8 protein-coding genes are annotated in these 13,635 nt (G+C 43.7%); 6 read left to right on the forward strand and 2 right to left on the reverse strand.

What is annotated here, in order from left to right:
• The first annotated feature begins 67 nt into the window (after window positions 1–67).
• From J3P43_RS04605 to J3P43_RS04620, 4 genes are all read left to right on the forward strand, one after another.
• The gene (locus J3P43_RS04605) at window positions 68–727 is read left to right on the forward strand and encodes a bifunctional 4-hydroxy-2-oxoglutarate aldolase/2-dehydro-3-deoxy-phosphogluconate aldolase (RefSeq protein ID WP_255899631.1); all 660 of its coding nucleotides are present in this window, start codon (window positions 68–70) and stop codon (window positions 725–727) included.
• A gap of 20 nt (window positions 728–747) precedes the next feature.
• On the forward strand, window positions 748–2,112 hold the full coding sequence (locus J3P43_RS04610) for an MFS transporter (protein WP_255899634.1): 1,365 nt from the start codon (window positions 748–750) through the stop codon (window positions 2,110–2,112).
• 269 nt (window positions 2,113–2,381) lie between these two features.
• Window positions 2,382–4,004: an NADP-dependent glyceraldehyde-3-phosphate dehydrogenase gene (locus J3P43_RS04615; RefSeq protein WP_255899636.1), complete on the forward strand. Its 1,623-nt coding sequence runs from the start codon at window positions 2,382–2,384 to the stop codon at window positions 4,002–4,004.
• A 209-nt stretch (window positions 4,005–4,213) separates the two neighbouring features.
• Window positions 4,214–9,178: a LamG-like jellyroll fold domain-containing protein gene (locus J3P43_RS04620; RefSeq protein WP_255899639.1), complete on the forward strand. Its 4,965-nt coding sequence runs from the start codon at window positions 4,214–4,216 to the stop codon at window positions 9,176–9,178.
• A 100-nt stretch (window positions 9,179–9,278) separates the two neighbouring features.
• Here the strand turns inward: J3P43_RS04620 and uxuA are convergent, their stop codons facing one another.
• On the reverse strand, window positions 9,279–10,442 hold the full coding sequence (uxuA, locus tag J3P43_RS04625) for a mannonate dehydratase (RefSeq protein ID WP_255899642.1): 1,164 nt from the start codon (window positions 10,440–10,442) through the stop codon (window positions 9,279–9,281).
• Window position 10,443: 1 nt separating this feature from the next.
• Window positions 10,444–11,256, reverse strand: coding sequence for an SDR family oxidoreductase (locus J3P43_RS04630; RefSeq protein ID WP_255899644.1), 813 nt, complete (start codon window positions 11,254–11,256; stop codon window positions 10,444–10,446).
• A gap of 192 nt (window positions 11,257–11,448) precedes the next feature.
• Between J3P43_RS04630 and J3P43_RS04635 the strand changes: the two genes are divergently transcribed.
• Entirely contained in the window at window positions 11,449–12,498 is a 1,050-nt protein-coding gene (locus J3P43_RS04635; RefSeq protein ID WP_255899646.1) for an Ldh family oxidoreductase, read from the forward strand.
• Window positions 12,499–12,575: 77 nt separating this feature from the next.
• Window positions 12,576–13,505: a glycoside hydrolase family 43 protein gene (locus J3P43_RS04640; RefSeq protein WP_255899649.1), complete on the forward strand. Its 930-nt coding sequence runs from the start codon at window positions 12,576–12,578 to the stop codon at window positions 13,503–13,505.
• Window positions 13,506–13,635 lie beyond the last annotated feature (130 nt).

The following is a 13,635-nucleotide window of genomic DNA, read 5'->3' on the forward strand; positions in this document are numbered from 1 at the left end:
GTTTTTAAGGTTTAATTTCTATTTTAGCCCGAATTACATAACCTTAAATAATAAAATTTTTTTTAGCATGGATAAGAAGGCTGAACTTTTAAAATTAGTGCCAGAACAGGGTATTCTTCCACTTTATTTTCATAAGGATACACAGGTGAGTATTGAACTTTTGCGAGCACTTTACAAAGCGGGCGTAAAAACCGTAGAGTACACTAACCGTGGCGAGGCGGCTCTGAATAACTTCAGAGAAATGAAAAAAGTCTGTGAAACTGAATTAAAGGGTATGTATTTAGGTGTTGGGACTATTAAAAATGCCGAGTCTGCGCAGGCTTTTATAGACGCTGGTGCCGATTATATTATTAGTCCGGGCCTGGTAGAAGACGCAGCCGAAGTTGCCGATAAGAACAATATGCTTTGGGTTCCGGGATGTATGACACCAACAGAAATTATCAGAGCTGAGAAATTGGGAGCAAAATTTGTTAAATTGTTCCCTGGAAATATTTTAGGACCATCTTTCCTTTCGGGAATTAAGGCTCTTTTTCCCGATTTATTATTTATGCCTACAGGCGGTGTAGATACAAGTAAAGAGAATATATCTGGTTGGTTCAAAGCTGGTGTATGTGCAGTGGGTATGGGAAGCAATTTGGTTACTAAAGAAATTATGGAAAACCAGCAGTACGATTTGCTTACGCAAAACACTATTAAAGTATTAGAAACAGTTAAATCTTGTAAATAAATTAATTTAACAACCCAAAAATGAACCACGAAAAGATCGGGAAATACAGATGGACGATATGCGCCATGCTATTTTTCGCCACAACTATTAACTATTTAGACAGACAGGTATTAAGCCTATTGCAGCCTTTGCTGGCCGACGAGTTCGGCTGGTCAAATACCGATTATGCGAACATTGCAGCAGCTTTTCAGTTCGTATATGCTATTTCAATGCTGTTTGCCGGTCGGTTAATCGACCGTTTAGGTACTAAATGGGGATTTGCCCTGGCACTTATTATCTGGTCAATTGGCGCCATTATCCACGCTTATGCGGTGAATATTGGTACTCTGTTTACTCCGTTGGCAGCAATACTTGGCTTCTCTACTGTATCTGTTTCCGTTCTGGGATTCATTATTGCCCGGGCTGTTCTCGGATTTGGAGAATCAGGAAACTTTCCAGCAGCTATTAAGGCAACAGCCGAGTATTTTCCTAAAAAGGAGCGCTCTTTCGCTACCGGTATCTTTAATTCAGGTTCAAATGTTGGCGCTATCCTGGCTCCGCTTACAGTTCCATGGATTGCGGCACACTGGGGTTGGGAATTCACCTTCTGGATTATCGGAGCGATTGGCTTTTTATGGCTTATTTTCTGGTTTATTTACTATGAAACTCCTGCTAAGCAAAAGCGTTTAAGCCAGGCTGAATACGCCTATATCCATAGCGATGTAGAGCCTGTGCTAGAAGCCGATAGTACAGCTTCGGCAGAAAAAGTGTCCTGGTTCAGCCTGTTGGGATTCAAGCAAACATGGTCATTCGCTTTCGGTAAGTTTATGACGGATGGCGTATGGTGGTTCTTTTTGTTTTGGCTGCCCGCTTATCTCAAGGCCCAGTACGGTATGGTCGGAACCGATATCATGCTTCCAATTGCGGTACTTTATAGTATGACAATGTTCGGAAGTATAGGCGGCGGATATTTTCCAACCTATTTCATAAATAAAGGTTACAAACCGTACGATGGACGTATGAGAGCCATGCTAGTTATCGCCCTAATTCCTTTAGTGGTATTGGCGGCTCAACCGCTCGGACATATCAGTTTCTGGTTCCCGGTTATTTTAATCGGTATTGGAGCTTCTGCTCACCAGGCCTGGTCGGCGAATATCTTCACAACCGTTTCTGATATGTTTCCTAAAAAAACCGTGGCCTCCGTTATTGGTATTGGTGGTATGGCAGGTGGTTTAGGCGGCGTGTTTATGACTAAACTAGGTGGTTATATTTTTGACAAATACGAGGCTTTAGGTGATATTGAAACCGGGTATACGATCATGTTCGCAATTTGTGCATTGGCTTACGTAATTGCCTGGTCTGTTATGAAAGCGCTTGTTCCAAAGATGAAAGCAGTAGAGATCTAAGTTTATCTCCACTTTCTATACAGTTTTTCACAGAAGCCGCTTCGATTAATCGAAGCGGCTTCTGTATTTATGAGTCTTTGCTGCCTGGATGCGTTAATACTTTACTTCAAATGTTCAGCGAATTTTAATATTTTGACACTCAGATGCTTTCCGAAATGTGAAGCATTCGCTCAAAATTGTATGTTTGCTGCCGTTAAAGCATCTCACAGTATGTCGCAAATGTTCCCTGTGGCATCTGTCAGCATTAATTTTAATAAATTATAAATACATTGGAAACAACTTTAAACCTAGAATCTGTCTTTGTAGAAGAAAGCCAGATCCCCCAAGAATTTCTGATTGAAGAAATTCATCAGAGAGAATTTCTGAGTTGCGGTGAATTAAAACCCTGGAACGGTGAGGTTCACTCCGTTTATTCTCCCGTTTGTGTTCACACTTCAGAAGGCCTCAAACGAAAGCTTATCGGAACTTATCCTGTATGTACCCAAAAAGAAGCTATCGATTCGTTGGATGCGGCGGTTGAGGCTTATAATAACGGACGTGGGGTATGGCCAACCATGGGTGTTCAGGAAAGAATCGCTTGCGTAGAGAATTTTACTCACAAGATGATTGCGCAGAAAGACATTGTTGTTAAATTAATTATGTGGGAGATTGGCAAATCCTATGCCGATTCTATCAAGGAATTTGACCGTACGGTCGAATATATCTATGCTACGATTGATGCTCTAAAAGATATTGACCGCGATTCTTCCCGCTTCCAGATCGAGCAGGGAATTGTGGCACAAGTGCGCAGGTCGCCCTTAGGCGTAGTGTTGTGCATGGGGCCATTTAATTATCCCCTGAACGAAACCTTCACCACATTGATTCCTGCCCTCATCATGGGTAACACCATTTTATTTAAACCACCTAAGCATGGTACATTATTGTTCTACCCTTTGCTTCAGGCTTTCAAAGAGAGTTTCCCCAAAGGAGTTGTCAACACCATTTATGGCCGTGGTCATAATATTGTTCCGGTACTAATGCAATCAGGAAAAATTAATGTATTGACCCTTATAGGATCAAGCAAGGTGGCCGACGAACTGAAAAAGATGCATCCCAAGGTTAACCGGCTACGTGCGATTTTGGGCTTAGATGCTAAGAACGCCGCCATTATTACCCAGAACGCCGATGTGAAGTTAGCCGTGAGTGAAACTGTGCTTGGTTCCCTTTCTTTCAACGGGCAACGCTGCACTGCCCTCAAAATAATCTTCGTACATAAATCTATTGTCGACGAGTTCTTAAGTCAGCTGACTGCCGAAGTGGAAAAGTTGAAGTACGGTATGCCCTGGGAAAAAGGCGTGGCTTTAACTCCTCTTCCAGAGCCGCATAAACCTGCCTACCTTAAAGAGTGTATTGATGACGCTGTTGCAAAAGGTGCGCGGGTGGTGAACGAAAACGGCGGTGAAACATGTGAGTCTTTTGTTTATCCGGCTATTGTTTATCCCGTAAATAAAGAAATGAAGCTTTATCGGGAAGAGCAATTTGGTCCGGTGATACCTGTGTTGGCCTTCGACGACTTAGAGGAGCCGATCCAATACCTTATCGAGTCTACACATGGCCAGCAGGTGAGTGTTTTCAGCAACGACGCGGAAGAAGTGGCTTCGTTAATTGACCCGCTGGTGAACCAGGTAAGCAGGGTAAACGTAAACTGCCAGTGCCAGCGCGGACCGGATGTGTTTCCGTTTACGGGCCGTAAGGACAGCGCAGAAGGTACCTTATCGGTAGTTGATGCTTTAAGGTCTTTTTCTATCCGCTCACTGGTTGCTACGAAACTGAACGAGAATAATAAGCACCTGCTAAATGAGATTGTGAGCGCCGAAAATTCAAACTTCCTAAGCACGAAATTTATATTCTAAATATCGACACTTGATAGCTTAAGCCCCTTTTTCATAAGGGGCTTTTTTTGTAACGTTTTTTTTACGTCCAGAGGATACAATAAATCGCCAAAACCATAACTCTACAGGTTGCCGCTGTGTAGTTTATCTGTTAAGTTAGCAAAAGTAAACCTGTTCCCCGGCAATCGACCTTGGGAATTATTTTGCGCTAAACCAATAAACGCCTTTATATGAAAATTTCTACTTTATTGTCCTGGCAGCAGTTTCTGCTCGTTATCATGATTTTTTGTTTGCAGTTGGGAGGCCAGGCTAATGGCCAGACGCTTGCGTTTCCGGGTGCAGATGGCTTTGGGCGGTACGCTCAGGGTGCGCGTGCTTCTGCAACAAAGGAAGTGTACATTGTTACTAATTTAAACGACAGCGGGGCTGGTTCTTTCCGGGATGCGGTTAGTAAACCCGGTCGGGTGGTAGTTTTTGCGGTTGGCGGGATCATTCGTCTGGCTACCGATGTAGTTGTGGCTGCTAACACCACCATAGCAGGCCAGACTGCTCCTGGCGACGGGATCGTAATTGCCAATAAGCGTGTAACCTTCACCAGTTCTAACAATACGATTGCGCGATTTTTAAGAATCCGTTTAGGGGCCACCGGTAATTCGGGAAAAGATGTTTCCGGACTAGCCAGCGGCGCAAATATGATTTTTGATCACATGTCTTTTACCTGGGCAATGGATGAGGTTTTCTCTATCAACTATGATGGAAAAGGTACTTCGATAGACAATATCACTATTCAAAACTCGATTATCGGGCAAGGCTTGCATCGTGAGAACCATTCTGCAGGCGGGTTAATCCAGACTCCGGATGGTGGCAAAATTAGTTTGCTTAAGAATCTATATATCAGTAACAAAACCCGCAACCCGAAAGTTAAGGGCGTGAACGAATTCGTCAACAATGTAGTTTATAACTGGGGTAACGGAAACCGTCTGGGTGATCAAATGAATTATGGCTGGTCTGGAGAGGGGTACATCATGGGTGGTTCTTCGGGTGTTTCTGAAGTGAATATTATCAATAATTATTTTATGAGCGGGCCACTCACTCCTCCAAGTGAACAGAGTCCGTTTTCAAGAGGTACAGGGTCTTTTTATTTGTATGGCTCAGGTAACTATTTCGATCACAACAAAAACGGAGTTTTAGACGGAACAGAAGTTCCTTATGACAGCACTGCGGTTGGATATCCTGGTATTACGTCAAACGCATTTAAAACACAACCTTTCCCTTACCCTGCAGCCAATCCAACATTAACTGCAGCGCAAGCTTATCAGCATGTAATTGACAATGTAGGTGTAACTTACCCGCACAGAGATGAATTAGATGCTTTTTTGGTTGATGAAGTAAAATCAAAAGGCACGAAGGGCTTTTATGTATACAGAGAGACGGATCTTCCTTTAGCAAATGGGGGACTGGGCAACGTATTCGGTGCTACAGCGCCGCAAGATACTGATAGCGATGGTATGCCTGATGCATGGGAAGATGCTCATGGCCTTGACAAAAATAATAAAGCCGACGCCGTGGCTATGAGCAGCACGGAGGGTGGCTATATGAATATCGAGGTTTATGTAAATCAATTGGCTGTGAGCACCCCTACCACTTTTCTAAGGCCTCCTTCCAATCTGGTAGCCGGGGATATCACACAGAACTCTTTAAAATTGAGCTGGACTGATAATTCTGACTCGGAGACAAACTTCATCCTTGAGCGTTCTATCAACGGAACAAGCTTTAGTGTTATTGATACAATTGCTCCAAACATTACTACATTCAGCGATTCTGGTTTAGAACCTAACAAAACTTATTATTATAGAATAAAAGGCATCACTCTGACAGAGGTTTCTGAATACGCTTCACTTACTACCAAGACAGCAACGCCTCCTTCGGCACCGGCTGTTCCTGCCTCCCCTTCGCCGGCTAATGGCGCAACAGGTATTGATACTCTAAGCCGCAACCTTACCTGGACGGGAAGTCTCAATACGCTTTCATATAAAGTGTATTTCGGCGCCGATACAGGTAACCTCGCATTTAAAGGAGATGTTACTACAGCGTCTTTTCCTATAACAGGCCTGGCAGAAAATACCGTCTACTTCTGGCGTGTGGATGCGGTGAACGACTTAGGAACCACGACCGGAGATGTTTGGTCGTTTAAAACGATGAAGGTTTTTCCAATGGGAATTATTGGAGACTGGCGCTTTGACGAAACAATCGGAACTGTAGCCGCCGATAGCAGCGTGTATAATAACGATGCTGAAGTAAGCGATGTTCCCGATTATGATTGGGAAGCCGGAAAGATTCATAACGCCATTAATCTGAAGACTATGACAGCGGCTTCGGGTGTCCTGGTCCCTCATCAGGATCATCTCTTATTGGACCGAAACTCCTTCACTTTTGCTTTGTGGGTAAAGGGTCCTGCTCAATCTTCCGTATCGAAGTATCTTTTCCATAAAGGGACATTTATAAAGAATACTGCAACCGGCGCCACCGGTAAGTGGTTTGGAGTAGAGTTAAAAGATGGAAAGCTGAATTTTTCGGTGGATGATGACGTAACGAAAAGTAGCGTAAGCGCAAATACTTCGGTGTTTTTTAATAACGAGTGGAATCACCTGGTGGTTGTAAGAGACGTAGCCGCTAAAGAGCTAAGAATTTACAGTAATGGAGTTCTTATTGCCGAAACTGCTGATAAAACAGTCGGAGGCATAGGAGGCGACGAGCCATTGGTAATTGCCAATACAAATTCTTTTAATGCTCCTTTTGCTGGTATGCTCGATGAGATGAAGGCATTTAATTATGTCTTAGCTGAAAATGACATACTGCGTCTTTATCACACAAGTCCTTTGCCCTTGAAAGCATTCGCTCCAAGCCCGGCAAATAGTTCAACCACTACGACTACTACTCTGGCTAACACCAGCTGGAAAGGCGGTATCAACACCTCATTATACAAGCTTTATTTTGGCACAGCAAGTGATAGCCTCACCTATCTGGCAGATGTGGATGTAACTTCACCTTCTTATCAGTTAGCCCGTTTAACTCCTAACACCACCTACTTCTGGCGGGTAGATGCTATTGGCCCTAACGGTATTGCAGAGGGTGATGTCTGGTCGTTCGAAACACCATATCCGCAAGGCTTAGTCGGAGACTGGAAGCTTGACGCTACCTCAGGTACAGCTATTACAGATAGTTCGCCTTATCAGGTAAACGGAACATTGCAAAATATTACAGACTATGCATGGGAAGCAGGAAAGGTAAATAACGGCTTAAATCTGAAGACTGTTACAGCCAGTTCGGTGATAAAAGTTCCGCATAAAGACAATATTGGATTTGATAAGAACTCCTTTAGTGTGGCACTATGGGTTAAAGCTTCTCAGCCGGCAGTGCCTACAGTATCGTCTTACCTGTTTCATAAAGGTACGTTTGCCAGAAACACAAGCACTGGCGCAACGGGTAAATGGTTTGGGGTTGAAATTAAAAACGCGAGACTTACCTGGAACGTTGACGATGATGTAACAAAGAGCTCCACTTCTTCTACCTTAAGCAGCAGTACGTTTTTAAATAATACCTGGGTGCATATGGTATTTGTGAGAGATGTAGCCGCCAAAAAATTAAGAATATACAGAAACGGAGCCCTTGTAACGGAAGCTAACGACAATACCGCTAATGGTATCGGCGGAACCGAACCTTTAAATATTGCGAATTCTAATGATCTTAACTCTTCATTTAAAGGAATGCTGGATGAAATTAAGCTGTTTAACTATGCTTTAACCGCATCGGATATCGCTGGTTTGGCTGCCACGAAAGAAGCTCAGACCATTACCTTCAACGCGATTGATCCCAAAAAAGTAGCTGATGAAGATTTTGACGCTGGCGCCGCATCAACGTCAGGCTTGCCGATAAGTTATACCAGCTCTAACACTAATGTGGCGACCATTGTAGATGGGAAAGTTCATATCCTCGCAGCGGGCTCGTCCACTATCACTGCGTCACAACCGGGTAATGCTTCGTACATCGCTGCCTCGCCGGTAAGCCAGGTTCTTACCGTTACTAAAAGAGAACAAAGCATCAGTTTTACAGCCCTTCCATCAAAGGTTTACGGAGAACCTGATTTTACAGTTTCTGCTATCGCGACATCCGGACTGCCTGTATTATTCAGCAGTTCAAATCCGGCAGTAGCTACCATTGAGAATGGCTTGGTACACATAACAGGAGTTGGCTCGACGGTGATCTCAGCGTCTCAACCTGGCGATAGCACCTATAGCGCTGCCGCGTTTGCAAATCAAGGTCTGATTGTAGTGGCTGATACTATTGCTCCAACGGTTCCTGCAAATATTGCCGCAACAGCAACAGATTCGACTGTTACACTTACCTGGGAACCATCTACCGACTTTATTGGTGTAACAGGCTATAAGGTTTATAAAGATGGAAGTCTGGCAGATTCAGCCTTAATAAATGGAACTACCTATACTGTTCGGGGATTAAGCCCGTCGGTTATGTACGCGTTTACAGTTATCGCTACCGATAATGCCGGCAATTTATCAGCCCCGGCAAGCATATCAGTTACCACTCCAGACACACAGGCGCCTTCTGTTCCTGCGGCATTGCAGGCAGATAAATCAGTGGCGCACAAAGTAGCTTTAAACTGGGGAGCATCAATGGATAATGTAGCTGTAATTGGCTACCATGTTTTCAGAAACGGCGTTCAGCTAACCTCTGAATTAGTAACGGCAAACAGTTTTCTGGCAGAGCGCCCCACAGGAAAGAATGTTTATGAGTTCACGGTGAAAGCAGTTGACGCTGCCGGCAACATTTCTTTAGCCAGCAACAGCGCTGTATCGGCAAATGGTGTGATAAAAGATAATTCTGTTGCCTCTGTTAGCTGGGCTGCTCAAACTCCCGTAGCTCTCGATTCAGAAGGGATTATGACCTATCCAAATCCATCACAGGGTAGCTTTAAGCTGAATGTAAACAGCAGTCAGAATGGTAAGATTGTTATTTCTGTATTCAATACATCCGGCACTTTAGTTCAAAGTATCAGCGATGTCAAAAATGGATCTTATCAGAAAGATCTGTCACTTACAGGGCTGTCTGCCGGAACTTATATTGTGCGAGTAAATGTTAACAGCTTTGTGCAGTCGAAAACGATCATCATTAATTAACCCATACTCATTTAAAACAAGAAGAGGACGTGCATGCACGTCCTCTTCTTGTTTTATTGGGTCAGGTCATCACTCAAACAACCTGCTTCTTCGCAATAAATTATATCGACCTGGCAATCCCCATTTCCAATCCCCTCAATTCAGCCAAGCCTCTTAATCTCCCAATTCCCGAATAGCCCGGATATGTCTTTTTCTTAAGGTCATCCAGCATTTGGTGGCCATGGTCAGGCCGCATCGGGATTGACACATTTTTTCTCCGCATCAACAAAACCAATTCCTTCATTACAGAGTACATGTCTGCATTTCCTTCCAGATGGTTAGCTTCATAAAAATTGCCTTCTTCATCTCTTTGTGTACTGCGCAGGTGTATAAAATGAATATTGTCGCCCATGCGCTTTACCATGCCGGGTAGGTCATTGTCGGGCCTAACCCCATACGAACCGGTGCAGAAGCATAAGCCGTTTGCTTTTGAAGGCGCTGCTTCAAGCAATTCTTTTGCGTCTTGTTCAGTACTTACAATTCTGGGTAAACCTAAAATCGGATAGGGAGGATCATCGGGGTGGATTGCCATTTGCAGCCCTTCTGCCTCAGCAACCGGAACTACCTCACGGAGAAAATGGAATAGATGTTCTTTCAGTTTTTTGGCATCAATGCCTTTATACGTATCCAGGGCTGTTAAAATTTGCTCTTCAGTAAAACGCTCTTCACTTCCCGGCAAGCCTTGCAGGGCGGTATTGAATAAAGTATCACGTTCTGCTTCAGTCATTTTTTCGAAGCGTTTTTTCGCTTTTTCAATCTCGTCAGTGGTATACTCCTTTTCAGCTCCCGGCCTTTTAAGAAGAAACAGATCAAAGGCAATAAAAGCAGATTTCTCAAAGCGAAGGGCTTTGCTGCCATCTTCAACAACGTATTCCAGATCGGTACGCATCCAATCTAAAATCGGCATGAAATTATAAGTCACTACCTTTAAACCACAGGCAGCCACATTTTTCAGGCTTACCTTATAGTTTTCAATATACTGCTGGTAATTTCCTAATTGTTTTTTGATGTCTTCGTGTACAGGCAAGCTTTCAATTACGGTCCAGGTTAAACCGGCTGCTTCTACTTCTGCCTTACGCTTGTTAATTTCTTCAACTGTCCAGATTTCACCGACCGCAATATGGTGCAGTGCAGTAACAACTCCGGTGCAACCAGCCTGTTTGATATCAGATAAACTAACCGGGTCAATCGGCCCGTACCATCTCATTGTATGTTCTAAATTCATATTAAACTCCGCTAAATGCGTTAAACCCTCCGTCAATGTTTATTATTGAGCCGGTAACAAAGCGCGATGCATCGCTAAGCAGCCATACCAAACAACCGCTCAATTCTTCGGCATTGCCAAAACGTTTAAAAGGTGTCTGTTTTAAAATTGTATTTCCTCTGTCGGTATAACCCCCATCTTCTGTGGTAAGCAAGGTCCTGTTTTGTTCAGTTAAGAAAAAACCCGGTACAATTGCATTCATACGAACGGCATCCCCATATCTGTTGGCCAGCTCCACTGCAAACCATTTAGTATAAGAATCTATTGCCGCTTTGGCCAAGCTGTAACCCATTACGCGGGTTAACGTCCTTTGCGCACTAACAGACGAAATATTAACGATACTACCCTTACTCTCTACCAGCGACGGACCGAAAATTTGGGTTGGAATTAATGTTCCCATCAGGTTTAAGTCCATTACCTCTTTCATTCCTTCCATATTTAGCTTGAAAATATCATCGCCGGGTTGTACTACTGCGCTGGGCCTGTTTCCGCCAGCTCCGTTTACAAGTCCATCTATGCGTCCGTACTCGCTAAGCATCTTATCGCGGGCTGCGGTCAATTGTGCCTCGCTGGTAACGTCGGCGATAAGCGCAACTGCCTTCCCGCCCTTTTTTATGATCGCTTCAGTACGCTCCTTAGCAACAGCTTCATTCCTTCCCAAAACCCCGACAATCCCACCAGCTTCGGCAATGCTGTTGATAAACGAATGACCCAGTACACCGGTAGCACCGGTAACAACTATAACTTTATCCTTTAATGAAAACGGATTCTCCATGTGTGTTTAATAATGGTTGTGAAAGTTTTGCAAACATATTAATTTGAAATCACTTAGCGACAGTTTAATATGAATTTGAAAACGGCGGGACACTATTCCATCCGTGGCTGCAACCCCCGTTTACGTTAGAGGTTTTAGAAAAGGAAAAACATTATTCCGCAACACGAAGTATTTGTATTTTCGAAAGAGATAATGATACCCTCAATACATAAATTTAAACCAGAAGAGCTCGCTGCTTTTGCTTCTTCCGTACTGGATACAGTTGGCCTCGAGGAAGAAAAATCGGCGATTGTTGCCGAAATTTTGCTCGAGGCCGATTTGATGGGTCATACTACTCATGGCTTGCAGCTTTTACCGGCCTATGTGAAGGCGCTCGCCGATGGCACTATGTTGAATAGTGGAGAGCCCGAAGTTATCCGCGACGCACAATCGGCAATCACCTGGAATGGTAAATATTTACCAGGCCCGTGGCTGGTCCGTAAAGGAATTGACCTGGCATTAAAGCGGATTAAAGATCATCCTGTTGTAACCGTAGTTATCCAGCAGAGCCACCATATTGCATGTTTGGCAGCGTATATGCAGAAGGTTGCAGAAAAGGGACTGATGATTATGCTGTCGTGCTCTGATCCGGTTAATAAAACTGTAGCTCCATTTGGCGGCACAAAAGGTGTTTACAGCCCAAATCCAATTGCAGCCGGAATCCCGACACACGCGCAACCAATTATTTTGGATGTAAGTATGTCTGTAACATCAAATGCAAACATCAAACGCAGTTACGACGAAGGTAAAGGGCTCCCGCATCCATGGCTTTTGGATAGCCAGGGCGAGGTAACAGATAATCCATCGACCTTCTATGATGATCCGCCATCTACCATCTTGCCCCTTGGCGGGATGGATTCGGGATACAAAGGCTTTGCACTCGGAATTCTGGTGGAGGCACTAACCTCTGCTTTGGCGGGACACGGTCGTGCGGACGAGCCTTCAAAATGGACCGCATCCGTTTTTCTACAGATTATCGATCCTGCTGCCTTTGGCGGGACAGAAGCCTTTTTGAAGCAGACACAGTTTTTAAAGGATTCCTGCGCCGGATCTTCCGACCAAGTCAGAATGCCAGGAGAGAGAGCGCTGAACCTACGCAGCGAGCAGTTAAAAACCGGAATTTGGTTATATCCTGCGACTGTAACAGCACTTGAAGCACTCGCCGCAAGGTATTCCGTCTCGTTTCCCAAAGCGCTCAATTAAATCTACTTGAAAAATAAATTTTGAAGCAAAGATGCTTAGAAGCATTATATTTATCCTTGCAAACACACTGTATTGTCATGATGCGTAATTTACTTCTTACATTTTCTCTTTGTGCAACGCTGTTTTCCTGCTCTGTAGCGCAAAAGAAGTCGGCCTATGTTTTTTCTTATTTCAAAGGCAACGGGGCGGATGGTTTACACCTGGCCTACAGCTACGATGGACTCACCTGGAAGGCGCTAAAAGGCGATAGTTCGTTTTTAAGACCTCTTATAAGTAAGGACAAATTAATGCGTGATCCCTGCATAGTCAAAGGAAAAGACGGCATATTTCATATGGTGTGGACGGTGAGCTGGACCGCAAAAGGCATTGGATACGCTAATTCAAAAGATCTGATCACCTGGTCTGAGCAAAAATATATCCCGGTAATGGAACATGAGGTAGGTGCCAGAAATTCATGGGCCCCTGAGATAACTTACGATAAGAAGAATAAGCAATACATGATTTATTGGGCAACTACCATTCCTGGGCGTTTTCGGGAAACTCAAGTGACTGCTGACGATGGCTTAAATCACCGGATATATTACGTAACCACCAAAGATTTTGAGACTTTTAGTCAGACGAAGCTTTTGTACGACCCCGGTTTCAATTCGATTGATGCTACTATTGTAAAGGATGGTAAGCGCTGGGTAATGTTTATAAAAGATGAAACACGTGAGCCGGCTCAAAAAAATTTAAAAATCGCTTACGCCAGTACGCTTACCGGACCATATTCAAAAGCAAGTGAGCCATTTACTGATAAGACATGGGCGGAGGGCCCCACTACATTGAAAAAAGGGGATACCTGGATAGTATATTATGATAAATACACCTCTCACACGTACGGTGCCCTAAGTTCCACAGATTTGAAGAACTGGACTGATATTTCTAATAAAATTTCGCTGCCCAAAGGAATACGCCATGGCTCGATCTTGAAAATAAGCAAAAAAGAGCTTGCCAAGCTGCTTTAGAGGCTTTTTTGTGATAAGCGGCTTCAAAAAAAATTATTATAAATATTTAAAGAAATATTTATACTTTGAGCACCGCAAATATTAAGTGTTTTAATGACACTAAGTAGCTAGAAAATAATCACATTGTAAA

The organism is Paradesertivirga mongoliensis (genome assembly GCF_024436395.1).
GTDB lineage: Bacteria > Bacteroidota > Bacteroidia > Sphingobacteriales > Sphingobacteriaceae > Paradesertivirga > Paradesertivirga mongoliensis.